The sequence below is a fragment of the Enterobacter cloacae complex sp. 2024EL-00711 genome, from assembly GCF_047529885.1.
Lineage (GTDB): Bacteria > Pseudomonadota > Gammaproteobacteria > Enterobacterales > Enterobacteriaceae > Enterobacter > Enterobacter ludwigii.
On sequence record NZ_JBLIZC010000011.1, the window covers coordinates 1 to 15,532 of the forward strand.

The 15,532-nt window shown below is 52.6% G+C and carries 15 protein-coding genes; 7 read left to right on the forward strand and 8 right to left on the reverse strand.

The genetic code is table 11. From position 1 onward, the window contains the following. Positions 1 to 91 precede the first annotated feature (91 nt). Together mobB and mobA are read right to left on the reverse strand one after the other, a co-directional pair. Entirely contained in the window at positions 92 to 595 is a 504-nt protein-coding gene (gene mobB, locus ACMVME_RS20940; RefSeq protein WP_014172262.1) for a molybdopterin-guanine dinucleotide biosynthesis protein MobB, read from the reverse strand. Beyond that, positions 592 to 1,176, reverse strand: coding sequence for a molybdenum cofactor guanylyltransferase MobA (gene mobA, locus ACMVME_RS20945; protein ID WP_068795455.1), 585 nt, complete (start codon positions 1,174 to 1,176; stop codon positions 592 to 594). Before mobA ends, mobB begins: the two co-directional genes overlap by 4 nt. A 68-nt stretch (positions 1,177 to 1,244) precedes the next feature. On the opposite strand from mobA, the gene ACMVME_RS20950 reads away from it, so the two are divergent. From ACMVME_RS20950 to dsbA, 3 genes are all read left to right on the forward strand, one after another. Next, positions 1,245 to 1,514: a YihD family protein gene (locus ACMVME_RS20950; protein ID WP_010436801.1), complete on the forward strand. Its 270-nt coding sequence runs from the start codon at positions 1,245 to 1,247 to the stop codon at positions 1,512 to 1,514. A gap of 75 nt (positions 1,515 to 1,589) precedes the next feature. Next, the gene (locus ACMVME_RS20955; protein WP_014172260.1) at positions 1,590 to 2,576 is read left to right on the forward strand and encodes a serine/threonine protein kinase; all 987 of its coding nucleotides are present in this window, start codon (positions 1,590 to 1,592) and stop codon (positions 2,574 to 2,576) included. Positions 2,577 to 2,603: 27 nt separating this feature from the next. Continuing rightward, the gene (gene dsbA / locus ACMVME_RS20960) at positions 2,604 to 3,227 is read left to right on the forward strand and encodes a thiol:disulfide interchange protein DsbA (protein ID WP_020883990.1); all 624 of its coding nucleotides are present in this window, start codon (positions 2,604 to 2,606) and stop codon (positions 3,225 to 3,227) included. Between the two features lie 24 nt (positions 3,228 to 3,251). Here dsbA and ACMVME_RS20965 read toward each other — a convergent pair whose 3' ends face one another. Next, a complete protein-coding gene (locus ACMVME_RS20965; protein ID WP_232937915.1) occupies positions 3,252 to 4,103 on the reverse strand; it encodes an acyltransferase in 852 nt (283 codons plus the stop codon). On the opposite strand from ACMVME_RS20965, the gene ACMVME_RS20970 reads away from it, so the two are divergent. Together ACMVME_RS20970 and polA are read left to right on the forward strand one after the other, a co-directional pair. Further along, positions 4,000 to 4,278, forward strand: a complete 279-nt coding sequence (locus ACMVME_RS20970) for a hypothetical protein (protein WP_370978182.1) — start codon at positions 4,000 to 4,002, stop codon at positions 4,276 to 4,278. The genes ACMVME_RS20965 and ACMVME_RS20970 overlap by 104 nt on opposite strands. 322 nt (positions 4,279 to 4,600) lie before the next feature. Beyond that, a complete protein-coding gene (gene polA, locus ACMVME_RS20975) occupies positions 4,601 to 7,393 on the forward strand; it encodes a DNA polymerase I (RefSeq protein ID WP_032679270.1) in 2,793 nt (930 codons plus the stop codon). Between the two features lie 312 nt (positions 7,394 to 7,705). On the opposite strand, the gene yihA is transcribed toward polA, so the two are convergent. After that, the gene (gene yihA, locus ACMVME_RS20980) at positions 7,706 to 8,335 is read right to left on the reverse strand and encodes a ribosome biogenesis GTP-binding protein YihA/YsxC (RefSeq protein ID WP_014172255.1); all 630 of its coding nucleotides are present in this window, start codon (positions 8,333 to 8,335) and stop codon (positions 7,706 to 7,708) included. Positions 8,336 to 8,913: 578 nt separating this feature from the next. Between yihA and yihI the strand changes: the two genes are divergently transcribed. Together yihI and hemN are read left to right on the forward strand one after the other, a co-directional pair. After that, positions 8,914 to 9,429 (forward strand): Der GTPase-activating protein YihI, encoded by a 516-nt coding sequence (gene yihI, locus ACMVME_RS20985; protein ID WP_014172254.1) that lies wholly within the window; start codon positions 8,914 to 8,916, stop codon positions 9,427 to 9,429. Positions 9,430 to 9,617: 188 nt separating this feature from the next. After that, positions 9,618 to 10,991 carry an oxygen-independent coproporphyrinogen III oxidase gene (gene hemN / locus ACMVME_RS20990; RefSeq protein ID WP_049021822.1) on the forward strand — a complete coding sequence of 458 codons (1,374 nt, stop codon included), beginning with the start codon at positions 9,618 to 9,620 and terminating at the stop codon, positions 10,989 to 10,991. A gap of 64 nt (positions 10,992 to 11,055) precedes the next feature. Here hemN and ACMVME_RS20995 read toward each other — a convergent pair whose 3' ends face one another. From ACMVME_RS20995 to glnA, 4 genes are all read right to left on the reverse strand, one after another. Next, positions 11,056 to 11,166, reverse strand: a complete 111-nt coding sequence (locus ACMVME_RS20995) for a YshB family small membrane protein (RefSeq protein ID WP_032670298.1) — start codon at positions 11,164 to 11,166, stop codon at positions 11,056 to 11,058. A gap of 110 nt (positions 11,167 to 11,276) precedes the next feature. Continuing rightward, positions 11,277 to 12,689 (reverse strand): nitrogen regulation protein NR(I), encoded by a 1,413-nt coding sequence (gene glnG, locus ACMVME_RS21000; protein ID WP_328705052.1) that lies wholly within the window; start codon positions 12,687 to 12,689, stop codon positions 11,277 to 11,279. Between the two features lie 11 nt (positions 12,690 to 12,700). Continuing rightward, on the reverse strand, positions 12,701 to 13,750 hold the full coding sequence (gene glnL / locus ACMVME_RS21005) for a nitrogen regulation protein NR(II) (protein WP_014172250.1): 1,050 nt from the start codon (positions 13,748 to 13,750) through the stop codon (positions 12,701 to 12,703). Positions 13,751 to 13,935: 185 nt separating this feature from the next. Next, positions 13,936 to 15,345 (reverse strand): glutamate--ammonia ligase, encoded by a 1,410-nt coding sequence (gene glnA, locus ACMVME_RS21010; protein ID WP_014172249.1) that lies wholly within the window; start codon positions 15,343 to 15,345, stop codon positions 13,936 to 13,938. Positions 15,346 to 15,532: the final 187 nt, after the last annotated feature.

Genomic DNA, 15,532 nt, shown 5'->3' on the forward strand with positions numbered 1-15,532 from the left:
GTAGGGAACTGCCAGGCATCAATTAAAAGAACCCCGTACCGTATGGTGCGGGGTTTTTTGCTTTGGGTTTTTCCCGCTGCCGGAGAGAGCATCAGACAGCACACCAATTCAAAATAAACGCGGCGATCTCCTCAACGTTATTCAAATCCAGTACCGGTATCTCCAGATCCAGGGCTACGTCACTGGCGACTGCAATTACATGCTCATCGAGCGTCAGCTCGTGAACATCATGCCCGGCATGGCTTCTGAACAGCAGGATCTTCGCCACCGCGTCATGCTTAAACCCCTCAACCAGCACCAGATCCAGAGTAGAGAGATCCATCCGGCTAACCAGATACATGAGATCCAGCGGCGCTTCATCCGGTGTTTCAGTCATCAATGCCCAGCGCTGATCACTCGCCACCATCGTTTGGGCTGCTCCCGCCTTACGCAGCTCATAGCTGTCTTTTCCCGGCTTATCGACATCCATATTGTGATGCGTATGCTTAATTAATCCGGGGCGAACACCTTTAGCGCAAAGCGCAGGGATCAGTTTTTTCAGCAGCGTCGTTTTCCCGGTACCACTCCAGGCTGAAATGGCCAAAACAGGTATCATTTTTTCTCCTGCATCATCTGCAAATCTTCTGTGGTATTGACGTTTATAAACGCCGACTTCAGATCGCTAAAATCGACGGGATGGCCGCCTGACTGGCGCATAAAAGCCATCACCCTGCGCTCTCCTGCCGTCAGGTACTCCTGTAACGCCGGAACTAACGAACGGTGGATCAACGCAACAGCAGGGTGGTCGCGCTCACCGTCATGGGCCCAGACAACGGGTGCGCTACCACGAAGCCGTACCATGCGTTCGACAAGACAAGACGGAATAAACGGAGTATCACACGGACAGAAGATAAACCACTCTCCGTGCGACTGCTGCATAACCGAAAGCATACCGGCCAGCGGCCCGGGGTAATTCTCCTGGGTATCCTCGTAAACGGGATACCCGCTACGCTGATAAACATCTCTATGCCTGTTAGCGCTGATGGCCATTGTCATGACCTGGCCCGCAAGCGTATCAGCGACATGCTGCCAGAGTGGCTTACCGTTAAGGAGCTGAAGACCTTTATCTTTCCCCCCCATTCGGGTTGCCCTGCCACCCGCCAGAACAACGCCGATTATTTGCTGGCCATGATTCATGAATATCGCCTCTTTTATTGTGGGATTGACCCTGCTAACGTGTCACTCTCAATGAAAGGAGCACCACCATGAAATGTAAACGTCTGAATGAAGTCATTGAACTCCTCCAGCCGGCCTGGCAAAAAGAACCAGAGCTTAATCTGATGCAATTTTTACAGAAACTGGCGAAAGAGTCAGGTTTTGACGGCGAACTGACAGACCTTTCTGACGATATCCTGATCTACCATCTCAAAATGCGCGACTCTGCCAAAGACGCTGTTATTCCTGGTATTCAGAAAGATTATGAGGAAGATTTTAAAACCGCGTTGCTGCGCGCACGTGGCGTAATTAAAGAGTAAAAGCTTGTAAGCGGCGGCACCGAAATCGCCACAAGATGATATCCTGAATCATTCGTATAATTTCCGGATGATCGGATGAACGACCAGGCTTTTACTTTCCAGACATTACACCCGGATACCATTATGGATGCGCTGTTTGAACAGGGTATTCGGGTGGATTCCGGGCTAACCCCCTTAAATAGCTACGAAAACCGCGTCTATCAGTTTCAGGACGAGGATCGTCAGCGCTTTGTCGTAAAGTTCTATCGCCCTCAACGTTGGTCCGCAGAACAAATTCAGGAAGAGCACCAGTTTGCTCACGATCTGCTGGATGATGATGTTCCCGTTGCCGCGCCGCTTAAATTTAATAACCAAACGCTGCTCACCCACGAAGGGTTTTACTACGCCGTATTCCCAAGCCTGGGGGGCCGCCAGTTTGAAGCGGATAATATCGATCAGATGGAGTGGGTTGCCCGATATCTGGGACGCATTCACCAGACGGGACGCAAAGAAGACTTTATTGCCCGTCCGACAATCGGTATTCAGGAATACCTGCTTGAACCTCGTCAGGTATTTGAAACCTCGGCGCTAATCCCCAAAGCGCTTAAGGATAATTTCCTCAACGCGACCGATAAACTTATTGATGCGGTGAAAACCTGCTGGCGCGATGAAATTTCCGTTCTGCGTCTGCACGGCGATTGTCACGCTGGTAATATTCTCTGGCGTGATGGCCCGCTGTTCGTCGATCTCGATGATGCACGTATGGGGCCAGCGGTTCAGGACCTGTGGATGCTGCTCAATGGCGATAAAGCTGAGCAACGGATGCAGCTTGAAACGATTATTGAGGCCTATGAAGAGTTTAGCCCTTTTAATTCAGACGAAATTGTCCTGATTGAACCTTTACGCGCGATGCGTTTTGTTTATTATCTCGCATGGTTAATCAGGCGTTGGGACGATCCTGCATTTCCCCGTAATTTCCCGTGGCTTACCGGAGAGGATTACTGGCGCAGCCAGATATCCACATTTACTGAGCAGGTTAAGGTTCTTAAGGAGCCCCCTCTGCAATTAACGCCGATGTATTAATTGGACACACCCAGGAGAGAGTTAATCATGAAAAAAATTTGGCTGGCGCTGGCAGGTATGATTCTGGCATTTAGCGCTTCTGCTGCGCAGTTTACCGACGGCAAACAGTATACGACGCTGGAAAAGCCAGTCGCTGGCGAGCCACAGGTTCTGGAGTTCTTCTCGTTCTATTGCCCACATTGCTATCAGTTCGAGCAGGTGCTGCATGTTTCCGATAACGTGAAGAAAAAGCTGCCAGAAGGCACCAAAATGACCAAGTATCACGTTGAGTTCCTGGGCCCATTGGGTAAAGACCTGACTCAGGCATGGGCGGTAGCTATCGCGCTGGGCGTGGAAGATAAGATCACTGCACCAATGTTTGAAGCAGTCCAGAAAACCCAGACAGTTCAGACGACTGCAGATATCCGTAAAGTCTTCGTGGATGCCGGTGTGAAAGGTGAAGAATACGACGCGGCATGGAACAGCTTTGTGGTGAAATCTCTGGTAGCCCAGCAGGAAAAAGCCGCCGCAGACCTTCAGCTGCAGGGCGTTCCGGCGATGTATGTTAACGGCAAATATCAGCTGAACACGCAGGGCATGGACACCAGCAGCATGGATATCTTCGTACAGCAGTACGCGGATACCGTGAAATATCTGGTCGAGAAGAAGTAAGATCAATAAAGAAAAAAACGCCGGTCACTGACCGGCGTTTTTGTATGAAGATTTAATCTTTTCTATCTGTTCATCTTTCTCATTCCAGAGCGTATTGAGCCAACGCTGGAAAAGACGTTTGAAATTCTTATCGTTAACGTAATCCCCGTGCAACCCGTCATCAACCGGCACCAGCTCGATGCGTACAACGATCCGCGTCAGCTTGCCGCTGAGCATATCGAAGAAGGGTGTCCTGTCGTTTTCCGGATAGCAGAGCGTGACGTTGAGTAATTTATCGAACTGCGCGCCCAACACGTTAAGCGCCATCGCAATGCCCGCAGCCTTGGGCGGCAGCAGGTGCTGATAAGGAGAGCGAGTTTGTTGACGCTTCTCTTCCGTAAAGCGCGAGCCTTCCACGAAGTTCACAATGGTTGTCGGATGCGCGCGAAATTTTTCGCAGGAGCGGCGGGTGGTTTCTACATCTTTACCACGGCGCTCCGGATGACGAAGCAAATAGCTGCGCGAATAGCGTTTCATAAACGGCATATCAAGCGCCCAGCAGGCCAGACCGATAAAAGGCACCCAGGCGAGCTGCTGTTTCAGGAAGTATTTGTTCATCGGGATATGTTTGCGGAAAAGCACGCATAACACCACGATGTCTGCCCAGCTGTGGTGGTTGCAGATAAGCAGGTACCAGTTCTTTTTGTTGAGGCCTTCAAGCCCTTCCACATCCCACTTCAGGTGTGGGTTCAGGTACAACAGGAACGCCAGTCCTTCACACCAGCAGTACATCATGAAATTACAAAATGCGGATACGGCTCGCCATACCACGGGCACGGGCAGCAGCAACTTAATGATTCCGGCAATAATGATCGGCACAGAACAGGCGACAGTCACCAGAATAGTTAAAATGATGCTTAAAGGTAATGTTATTGCTGCGAGCAATCTCGACATGATGAGCTTTTTCAGATGGTTAGCTGTAAGTGAGCGACCGGCTATCCGGTGCAGGGCGCTGATTTTATCAGAAATCAGACAAAATAAGGGTGCTTTCATGCCAGGCGTTGCGGGATGACGCCCGGGAGCAGAAGATTTCGCTATAACGGCATGCGGCCCTGGGCTTATATCCACATAGACTAAATTGTCATCAATTGGCCATAAAGATCAATTGAAACATAATAACTCTATGATATATAGAATCTATTTATTATGAGGTATGTACTTTTAGCGTCTGTTATTCCTGTGACGTAAAAGTATGCACAAACTTATCCACAGATTTATTTTTGCGAGCGATCCTCACGATCGCAAAATCTTTTCCTGTATCTGGCGCTAATAACTGATGTTTTCATCCTTCTGTGGCATCCTTTACGCATAAATTGATTAAAGGCACGGACATTATGGTTCAGATCCCAGAAAACCCTCTTATTCTCGTCGACGGCTCTTCTTACCTGTATCGGGCGTATCATGCGTTTCCTCCTCTGACCAATAGCGCAGGGGAACCTACCGGCGCAATGTACGGCGTGCTAAACATGCTGCGCAGCCTGATCCTTCAGTACCAGCCAACCCATGCGGCAGTGGTGTTTGATGCGAAAGGTAAAACCTTCCGCGACGAGCTTTTTGAGCATTACAAATCTCACCGTCCGCCAATGCCTGACGATCTGCGTGCGCAGATTGAACCGCTGCACGCGATGGTAAAAGCGATGGGCTTGCCGCTGCTGGCCGTCTCTGGGGTCGAAGCCGATGACGTAATAGGTACGCTGGCACGTGAAGCAGAAAAAATGGGTCGTCCGGTACTGATCAGTACAGGGGATAAAGATATGGCGCAGCTGGTAACGCCGGGTATCACCCTGATTAACACCATGACCAACACCATCCTGGGGCCTGAAGAGGTGGTTACAAAATATGGCGTGCCGCCAGAGCTGATTATCGACTTCCTCGCGCTGATGGGCGACTCCTCGGATAACATCCCAGGTGTACCTGGCGTGGGTGAAAAGACCGCCCAGGCGCTGCTTCAGGGATTGGGCGGGCTGGATACGCTGTACGCGGAGCCGGACAAAATCGCCGGGCTCTCCTTCCGTGGTGCAAAAACCATGGCCGGAAAGCTGGAAGAGAACAAAGAGGTGGCTTATCTCTCCTATAAGCTGGCAACCATTAAAACCGATGTTGAACTGGAACTGGGTTGTGAGCAGCTGGAAGTGCAGCAGCCTTCCGCAGACGAACTGCTAAGCCTGTTTAAGAAATACGAATTCAAGCGCTGGACCACTGACGTGGAAGCCGGTAAATGGCTGCAGGCAAAAGGGGCCAAACCGGCCGCTAAGCCAAAGGAGACGATTGTCGTTGATGCCGAAGAGCTGGCAGAAGAAGAGGCCATCGCGCTCTCTTTCGACAATTACGAAACCCTCCTTGAAGAGTCACAGCTGGTGGCGTGGATTGAGAAACTCAAAAAAGCGCCGTTCTTTGCCTTCGATACGGAAACCGACAGCCTCGATAACATCTCCGCCAATATGGTCGGCCTGTCATTTGCGACGGAGCCGGGAATGGCGGCCTATGTGCCCGTTGCACATGATTACCTCGATGCACCTGATCAGATCCCGCGTGAGCGTGTGCTGGAGCTGCTGAAGCCGATTCTGGAAGATGACAAGGCGCTTAAGGTTGGGCAAAACCTCAAATATGATCGCGGCATTCTGCAAAACTATGGCATTGAGCTGCGCGGCATTGCGTTCGATACCATGCTGGAATCTTACATTCTCGACAGCGTGGCGGGTCGTCATGATATGGACTCCTTATCCGACCGTTGGCTCAAGCATAAGACCATTACCTTTGAAGAGATTGCCGGAAAAGGTAAAAACCAGCTCACCTTCAATCAGATTGCCCTGGAAGAAGCGGGTCGCTACGCGGCCGAAGACGCCGATGTCACGCTGCAACTGCACCTGAAGATGTGGCCAAAACTGCAGAAGCACGAAGGTCCGCTGAACGTGTTCCAGCACATTGAGATGCCGCTGGTGCCTGTGCTCTCGCGCATTGAGCGCAACGGCGTAAAAATTGATCCGACGGTGCTGCATAACCACTCTGGAGAACTGGCGCAGCGGTTGACCGAGCTTGAGCAGAAGGCGCATGAGCTTGCCGGCGAACCGTTTAACCTTTCGTCTCCGAAACAGCTTCAGACCATCCTGTTTGAAAAACAGGGAATTAAGCCGCTGAAGAAAACCCCTGGCGGCGCGCCATCAACGTCTGAAGAAGTGCTTGAGGAACTGGCGCTGGATTACCCGCTGCCAAAAGTGATTCTCCAGTACCGTGGTCTGGCGAAGCTGAAGTCTACCTATACCGATAAACTTCCGCTGATGATCAACCCTAAAACGGGCCGCGTGCATACCTCGTATCATCAGGCTGTGGCGGCGACCGGTCGTCTCTCCTCGACCGATCCAAACCTGCAGAACATCCCGGTACGCAATGAAGAAGGCCGTCGTATCCGTCAGGCGTTTATCGCGCCAGACGACTACCTGATCGTCTCGGCCGACTACTCGCAAATTGAGCTGCGTATTATGGCGCACCTGTCACGCGACAAGGGGCTGCTGACGGCCTTTGCGGAAGGAAAGGATATCCACCGTGCAACGGCGGCTGAAGTCTTTGGACTGCCGCTGGACAGCGTGACTCATGAGCAACGTCGCAGTGCGAAGGCGATCAACTTTGGTCTGATCTACGGCATGAGCGCCTTTGGCCTTTCGCGCCAGCTCAACATTCCGCGTAAAGAGTCGCAGAAGTATATGGATCTCTACTTCGAGCGTTATCCGGGCGTGCTGGAATATATGGAACGCACCCGTGCGCAGGCGAAGGAGAAAGGCTACGTCGAAACCCTGGATGGCCGTCGCCTCTATCTGCCGGACATCAAATCCAGCAACGCCGCGCGTCGTGCCGGTGCAGAACGTGCTGCCATCAACGCCCCGATGCAGGGGACGGCGGCAGACATTATTAAGCGCGCGATGATTGCGGTTGATGCCTGGCTGGAAAAAGAGAAGCCACGCGTGAAGATGATCATGCAGGTACACGATGAACTGGTATTCGAAGTCCACAAAGATGATCTGGACACCGTGTCGAAGAAGATCCACGAACTGATGGAAAGCAGCATGACGCTTGACGTGCCGTTGCTGGTGGAAGTGGGCAGCGGTGAAAACTGGGATCAAGCTCACTAAGGGTTCTGCCAATAACGCGCTTTTTATGTAAGTTAGCAACATAACAAAGTGCGTTTTGTGACGATCATTAGAATTCCCTATGTAAAGAATGAAAAAAAACTACAAAAAGTGCTTTTTCTACAGCAAAAAAAGGGGTAGAGTTATTCGCGTAGGGTACAGAGGTAAGATGTTCTATCTTTCAGACCTTTTACTTCACGTAATCGGATTTGGCTGAATATTTTAGCCGCCCCAGTCAGTAATGACTGGGGCGTTTTTTATTGCGGCAAAGAAAAATCCAGGCAAAAAAAAGCGCGGACATCGCCGCGCTCAGTATTACTCTTCTTCCGCTTCCGTCGCGGGTTCCAGCTCGTTGAACCAGCTATCGAGCTTCTGACGCAGCTTGTCGACACCCTGCTTTTTCAGCGAGGAGAACGGCTCCACCTGTACGTCGCCGTTAAAAGCCAGCACCGCTTCGCGAACCATATTCACCTGCGCTTTACGCGCGCCGCTCGCCAGTTTATCCGCTTTAGTCAGCAGTACCAGCACGGCTATCTCACTTGAGACAGCCCAGTCGATCATCTGCTGATCAAGATCTTTCAGGGGATGGCGGATATCCATCAGCACCACCAGACCTTTCAGGCACTGGCGTTTTTCCAGGTATTCACCCAGCGCACGCTGCCATTTGATCTTCATCTCTTCCGGTACTTGCGCGTAACCATATCCCGGTAAGTCGACAAGGCGTTTGCCTTCTGCCACTTCAAACAGGTTAATCAGCTGAGTACGGCCAGGTGTTTTTGAGGTACGCGCCAGGCTCTTCTGATTGGTCAGCGTATTCAGGGCGCTGGATTTCCCCGCGTTAGAGCGGCCAGCAAAAGCCACTTCAATGCCAGTATCAGAAGGAAGGTGGCGGATATCGGGCGCACTGGTGACAAAATGCGTCTGTTGGTAGTTCCAGGTAGTCACGTGGTCGTCTCCAAAATCGTAATCTGAGGGGGATTATACCTGAATGCCGGCAAAAGACTTTTTTGATTGCGCAGTGCCTGTAGGTTAAAACCCTGGCGGTTGTGAGAGATCGGCTATGAATACTATGGGAGATTTCAGAGAATTCGCAGGCGTTAAAAAAGCCAAATTGTTTTAAATCATAAGCTTATTCTCGGGTAATTATCTGAAAATCCGTTTTTGTGCCGTTTCGTTGCTTGTCAGTTTAACTGAACAGGGTAAAGTGTGCGTCAGGGCGAGGAAGCCAACAGGAAACAGACTTAAGGATTAGGGTCAGGAGCGCCAGGAGGCGAAGACGCAGGATTGTCAGGATGACCAACGCCTGGAGGCGTTTTAACAGGAAACGGAACCGTATCACGGACGGTATTAGCCAAGGGATAAACAGGGTTTGTTGTTGGCAAACACGGAATGTCTGACCCGTTAAGGGTTGTGAGTCAGGAAAAAAGGCGACAGATTGCTCTGTCGCCTTTTTTCTTTGCTTGCTTTCTGCTAGATTTCGCCGCAATTCTATACTGAAGAAAACGACTTAAAGATAAAACATCATGAAAAAACCGACCTCCGCTGCGGGTGCCAAACGCCCTGCAAAAGCACACCGCAAAACGCGCGAAGAACTGAACCAGGAATCGCGCGATCGCAAACGCGATAAAAAACATCGCGGTCATGCTGCGGGTAGCCGTGCAAACGGTGGTGATGCTTCTGGCGCTTCTGCGAAAAACAAGCAGCAGAAAGACCCACGTATTGGCAGTAAAACACCTGTTCCACTGGGCGTGACAGACACCCCGGTCACTAAGCAGCACAAACCAAAGAGCGAGAAACCTATGCTTTCACCGCAGGCTGAGCTGGATTTGCTGGAGAACGATGAGCGCCTGGACGCGCTGCTGGAACGTCTTGAAGAGGGTGAAACCCTGACCGCCGAAGAGCAGTCATGGGTTGATGCCAAATTGGACCGCATTGATGAGCTGATGCAGAAGCTGGGTCTGTCTTACGACGATGACGAAGACGAAGAAGAAGACGAAAAGCAGGAAGATATGATGCGTCTTCTGAAAGGTGGAAACTAACATTTGCATCCGGCAGGGACGATAGTCCTGCTAATAACCCTTCCGGTTATATGTTATCTGGTGTGGTTATTCGTTAAACTACGGCGGTTGTCGCGGCGACAGAAGTGGCTGCGCACCCGAGTGATGGCCCGAGATGGGACCAGAACGGGCCGCCGTATGCGAACGCGACACCAACGGAAGGAGTGAGCATGTCTGTACCAACTATCGACTGGGATTTGGCCCTAATCCAGAAATATAACTATTCCGGGCCGCGTTATACGTCATACCCCACCGCGCTGGAGTTCTCCGATAGTTTCGGCGAGGCGGCGTTTCAGCAGGCTGTCGCGCGCTACCCCGAGCGACCGCTGTCGCTCTATGTCCATATTCCGTTCTGCCACAAGCTCTGCTACTTCTGCGGCTGCAATAAAATCGTTACCCGTCAGCAACATAAAGCCGATCAGTATCTGGATGCGCTGGAGCAGGAAATTCTGCACCGTGCCCCACTGTTTGCCGGCCGTCACGTCAGCCAGCTTCACTGGGGTGGGGGGACGCCAACGTATCTGAATAAAGCGCAGATCAGCCGTTTAATGACGCTCCTGCGCAATAACTTCCGTTTTAACGACGATGCTGAAATCTCGATCGAGGTCGATCCGCGCGAAATTGAGCTTGATGTACTGGATCACTTACGCGCTGAAGGTTTCAATCGCCTGAGCATGGGTGTGCAGGATTTCAACAAAGAGGTGCAGCGGCTGGTGAACCGTGAGCAGGATGAAGAGTTTATCTTTGCCTTACTCAACCACGCCCGCGATATCGGCTTTACGTCGACCAATATCGACCTGATTTACGGCCTGCCTAAGCAAACGCCGGAGAGCTTCGCCTTCACGCTGAAACGCGTGGCCGAACTCAACCCGGACCGCCTGAGCGTCTTTAACTATGCGCATCTGCCGACGCTGTTTGCCGCTCAGCGCAAAATCAAAGATGCTGACCTGCCTTCTGCCCAACAGAAGCTGGATATTCTGCAGGAAACCATCGCCTCGCTGACCGAAGCCGGTTATCAGTTCATCGGCATGGATCACTTTGCTCGTCCGGATGACGAGCTGGCTATTGCCCAGCGCGAAGGCGTACTGCACCGAAATTTTCAGGGCTACACCACCCAGGGCGACACCGATTTGCTGGGGATGGGCGTCTCCGCCATCAGCATGATCGGGGACTGCTACGCGCAGAACCAGAAAGAGCTGAAGCTTTACTATCAGCAGGTAGATGACGCGGGCAACGCGCTGTGGCGTGGTATCGCGTTAACGCGCGATGACTGCATCCGTCGTGATGTGATTAAGGCGCTCATCTGTAACTTCCGTCTTGATTTCAGCGACGTGGAAGCGCAGTGGGATCTGCATTTCAGCGATTACTTTGCTGATGACCTGAAGCTGTTAGCGCCTCTGGCAAAAGATGGGCTGGTGGATGTTTCAGAACGTGCAATTGACGTGACACCCAAAGGGCGCCTGTTGATTCGTAATATCTGCATGTGCTTCGACGCCTATCTGCGTCAGAAAGCGCGTCTGCAGCAGTTCTCACGCGTCATTTAAGACGTGCCAACATATTTGGCCGGGTAAGGCGAAGCCGCTACCCGGCTTTTTTTTTAGCGACTCTCTAGCTAAACAGCCCAACCAGCGCCGCGCACAGCACAGCAGCAACGGCTGTTTGTGGCGTGTGGCTTTCGGCTGCTCCACTTGAGAGCATATTCACTAATGTTTCCAGCATGATGATCACCCTCACTTTCCGGGCACGATCATACAAAAATCATTGATACAGTAAAGCGCAAAATAGCAGCAATTTGCGCTCAATTAATAACCTTTACACAAGGGTAAAGATCACTCCATGCCAAGCTCTTTCAGCTTACGCGTCAGGGTATTACGTCCCCATCCCAGCAGGCGTGCCGCTTCCTGCTTATGGCCCTGTGTATGGCGGAGTGCGGTGGTCAACAGCGTGCGCTCCATCTCGGGCTGGGCTTCAGACAGCAAGTTTTGATGACCGGAACGCAGCGCGCGATCGGCCCACTGTGCCAGCAGCGTCGCCCAGCTGTCCGGCAATGCATGTCCGGTGCTGCTTTCTGGCACAGTCGCTTCAAACAGTTCAGCCGGTAAATCCTGAATCAGGACTTCCTGTCCGGCGGCCATTACGGTCAACCAGCGACAGGTGTTTTCCAGCTGACGCACGTTGCCCGGCCACGCCAGACGGGTGAGGGCGGCATCGGTTTCCGGGTGCAACTGCTTGGCTTCCACGCCCAGCTCACGGGCAGCGACCTGCAGAAAATGACGCGCCAGGCGGGGAATATCTTCACGGCGTTCACGTAGCGGTGGCAAATGAACGCGGATCACGTTCAGGCGATGGAATAAATCCTCACGGAATTTACCTTCCTGGACGCGCTGCTCCAGATTCTGGTGCGTCGCGGCAATAATGCGCACGTCAACCTTCACCGGCGCATAGCCACCTACGCGATAAAACTGTCCGTCGGCCAACACGCGCAGCAGACGGGTCTGGACATCCAGCGGCATATCGCCGATTTCATCCAGGAAGAGTGTTCCACCGTCAGCCTGCTCGAAGCGACCCTGGCGAATGGTATTCGCGCCGGTAAAAGCCCCTTTCTCATGGCCAAACAGTTCGGATTCAATTAAATCCTTTGGGATGGCGGCCATATTCAGGGCGATAAACGGTGCTTTTGCCCGCGGGCTGTGGCGATGTAAGGCATGCGCTACCAGCTCTTTACCGGTTCCCGATTCACCGTTAATCAGTACGCTGATGGACGAGCGTGACAGACGGCCAATGATACGAAACACATCCTGCATGGCCGGCGCTTCGCCAATGATGTCCGTCGTGGGCCCGAAGTCAGGCGTGTGACGAGGCTGCTGCTGCTCCTGGTAGTGGCTGATCGCGCGCTCAACCAGGGCGACCGCTTCGTCGATATCAAACGGTTTGGGCAGGTAATCGAACGCCCCTTGCTGATAGGCGCTCACCGCGGCGTCCAGGTCGGAATGCGCCGTCATTATGATGACCGGAAGCATAGGATGGCGTTGTTTGATCTGCTTTAAAAGCGCCAGCCCGTCCATTCCCGGCATGCGAATATCCGAAAGCAGCACATCCGGCGTTTTGGTGGTGAGTGCGTCGAGCACTTCGCTGCCGCTCTCAAACGTCGTGCAGCTTAATCCTGCCCCTGTGAGCGCGCGTTCAAGCACCCAACGGATGGAGCTATCGTCATCGACTACCCAGACTATCCCTCGTTGCATAAACGTCACCTTTATTTTTTAATCGGCAGGAAAACCGAAAACTCGGTATGTCCCGGCCAACTGGTAAATTCAATTTTTCCAGAGTGTTGATCGATCAAACTACGGGCAATGGATAACCCCAGGCCGGTACCGCCTTCGCGACCGCTGACCATCGGGTAGAACAGGGTGTCCTGAAGATGCGACGGAATACCCGGCCCGTTGTCCTCAACGTCGATGCGGGCAGCCAGACGATAGCGCACGCCGTGCAGTGTGAGCTGGAACGCGGTGCGGGTGCGCAAAATAATTTCGCCCCCTTCCGGCCCCAGCGCCTGCAGGGCATTACGCACAATATTCAGCAAGACCTGCTCAATCTGATCCGGGTCGTGCGCCAGTTCCGGCAGGCTTGGGTCGTAGTCACGGACCAGCGTGACGTTCTCCGGCAGCTCCATCGAGACGAGTTTCACAACCCGCTCAGCCACTTTATGAATACTTTCTGAGACATGCATGCCGGGCTGTTGTGGCCCGAGCAGACGGTCAACCAGGTTACGCAGGCGGTCTGCCTGCTCAATGATGACGTTGGTGTACTCCGCCAGCGCAGGGTCGGGCAGCGCTTTGGTCAGGAGTTGTGCCGCACCGCGTAAGCCACCCAGCGGGTTCTTGATTTCATGCGCCAGGCCTCGCACCAGGTCACGGGCGGCAATTTGCTGGGCATGCTGAAGTTGTTCCTGGCTCAGGCGGCGCTGATTATCCATCGGCGCCATTTCAAGCAGGATCAGCCCTTCAGGAAGCCGTTGTGCGGTAAGCGATAAAATATGTGAGCGCCCGTCGATCACCAGCGTGACTTCGTTATCGGTAAAGCCCTGACCGGCCTGCAGACTTTCCTGCATCAGGCCAATATTCAGCGAGAAATAACTCAATAATTCCGGAAGCGGGGTGCCAAACAGTTTGCGTGAACTCTGGGCGAGCAGCTGCTGCGCCGCCGGGTTGGCGTAATGTACGGCCAGCTCGTCGTCGACCAGCAAAATACTGTTAATCAAAGAATTGAGGATCTGCCCAGCATCGGGCAGCGTGCCAGTTGCCATTCAGCAGTCTCCTGGAGTTGGTTGCACTAATTTAGTGCAGTATAGCTTTTTCGTCGTAAAAAGCGCGTGAGATCAGTTTGTTGGTGGAGAAAAAAGCCCATCCGGAGATGGGCTGAAAGTTTCCACGGCAACAAATAAAAGCTTGTGAGATCGCGCGTAAAAGGGCGCGCGAAACTCATTGAAACTTAAACGCTGTAGTACAGTTCGAACTCAACCGGGTGTGGCGTCATACGCACACGGTCGTTCTCTTCAGTACGCAGGGCGATGTAAGCATCGATAGCGTCGTCAGTGAACACGCCACCCGCAGTCAGGAACTCGCGGTCTGCGTCCAGCGCCTGCAGGGCTTCTTCCAGAGAGCCTGCAACCTGTGGGATCTCTTTCGCTTCTTCTGGCGGCAGGTCGTACAGGTTTTTGTCCATAGCTTCGCCTGGGTGGATCTTGTTCTTGATACCGTCCAGACCCGCCATCAGCAGTGCTGCGAAGCACAGGTATGGGTTAGCAGCTGGATCCGGGAAGCGAACTTCGATACGACGCGCTTTAGGAGACGCCACCACCGGGATACGGATAGAAGCAGAACGGTTACGCGCAGAGTACGCCAGCATTACCGGTGCTTCGTAGCCTGGGACCAGACGCTTGTAGGAGTTAGTGGTTGGGTTCGCCAGGGCGTTGATCGCTTTAGCGTGTTTGATTACGCCGCCAATGTAATACAGAGCCTGCTCAGACAGACCGGCATATTTGTCACCAGAGAACAGGTTGGTTCCGTTCTTGGACAGAGACATGTGGCAGTGCATACCGGAACCGTTATCGCCAAACATTGGTTTTGGCATGAAGGTCGCGGTTTTACCGAAACGGTGCGCAACGTTGTGCACAACGTATTTGTAGATCTGAATTTCGTCTGCTTTTTTGGTCATGGTGTTGAAGCGGGTTGCCACTTCGTTCTGACCCGCAGTCGCCACTTCGTGGTGGTGAGCTTCAACCACCAGGCCCATCTCTTCCATCACCAGACACATGGTGGAACGGATGTCCTGAGCGGAGTCGACCGGAGGAACCGGGAAGTAACCGCCTTTAACGCCAGGACGGTGACCTTTGTTACCACCTTCGTATTTGGTGGAGGAGTTCCATGCACCTTCGATATCGTCGATGGCAACGTGGGAGCCAGAAATAGAGGCACCGAAACGGATGTCATCAAACAGGAAGAATTCTGGCTCTGGCCCGAACAGTACGGTGTCTGCGATACCGGTTGAACGCAGGTATTCTTCAGCGCGTTTCGCGATGGAGCGTGGGTCGCGGTCGTAGCCCTGCAGTGTGCCTGGCTCAAGGATGTCGCAACGGATGATCAGGGTTGGTTCTTCGAAGAACGGATCAATGACCGCAGTGGAAGCGTCAGGCATCAGAACCATGTCAGATTCGTTGATACCTTTCCAGCCGCCAATGGAGGAGCCGTCAAACATTTTGCCTTCTTCAAAGAATTCGGCGTTTACCTGATGAGCAGGAATAGTGACGTGCTGTTCTTTACCTTTGGTATCGGTGAAGCGCAGATCAACAAACTTCACTTCATGTTCGTTCAGCATCGTCAAAACGTGTTCAGCGGACATACTTAACTCTCCAGATTGGTCATTGTCGTCGTGGTAACGAGGTCTTCAATTTCTGTCTTGGGCTGGCTGTGTGCCATTTTTTTGCCGTATTTTTATAAAGCGAAATCTGTGCCAACTTTTAAAACACCCCAAAAAGGCGTTATCATGCGCACCATAGTGCAAAAGTGCTGCACCACAATGGTTATGT

Bases quoted from the DNA above. Each gene is read 5' to 3' on its own strand.
- mobB (WP_014172262.1), bottom strand. From the start codon at position 595: ATGATACCTGTTTTGGCCATTTCAGCCTGGAGTGGTACCGGGAAAACG.
- mobA (WP_068795455.1), bottom strand. From the start codon at position 1,176: ATGAATCATGGCCAGCAAATAATCGGCGTTGTTCTGGCGGGTGGCAGG.
- ACMVME_RS20950 (WP_010436801.1), top strand. From the start codon at position 1,245: ATGAAATGTAAACGTCTGAATGAAGTCATTGAACTCCTCCAGCCGGCC.
- ACMVME_RS20955 (WP_014172260.1), top strand. From the start codon at position 1,590: ATGAACGACCAGGCTTTTACTTTCCAGACATTACACCCGGATACCATT.
- dsbA (WP_020883990.1), top strand. From the start codon at position 2,604: ATGAAAAAAATTTGGCTGGCGCTGGCAGGTATGATTCTGGCATTTAGC.
- ACMVME_RS20970 (WP_370978182.1), top strand. From the start codon at position 4,000: ATGAAATTACAAAATGCGGATACGGCTCGCCATACCACGGGCACGGGC.
- polA (WP_032679270.1), top strand. From the start codon at position 4,601: ATGGTTCAGATCCCAGAAAACCCTCTTATTCTCGTCGACGGCTCTTCT.
- yihI (WP_014172254.1), top strand. From the start codon at position 8,914: ATGAAAAAACCGACCTCCGCTGCGGGTGCCAAACGCCCTGCAAAAGCA.
- hemN (WP_049021822.1), top strand. From the start codon at position 9,618: ATGTCTGTACCAACTATCGACTGGGATTTGGCCCTAATCCAGAAATAT.
- ACMVME_RS20995 (WP_032670298.1), bottom strand. From the start codon at position 11,166: ATGCTGGAAACATTAGTGAATATGCTCTCAAGTGGAGCAGCCGAAAGC.
- glnG (WP_328705052.1), bottom strand. From the start codon at position 12,689: ATGCAACGAGGGATAGTCTGGGTAGTCGATGACGATAGCTCCATCCGT.
- glnL (WP_014172250.1), bottom strand. From the start codon at position 13,750: ATGGCAACTGGCACGCTGCCCGATGCTGGGCAGATCCTCAATTCTTTG.
- glnA (WP_014172249.1), bottom strand. From the start codon at position 15,345: ATGTCCGCTGAACACGTTTTGACGATGCTGAACGAACATGAAGTGAAG.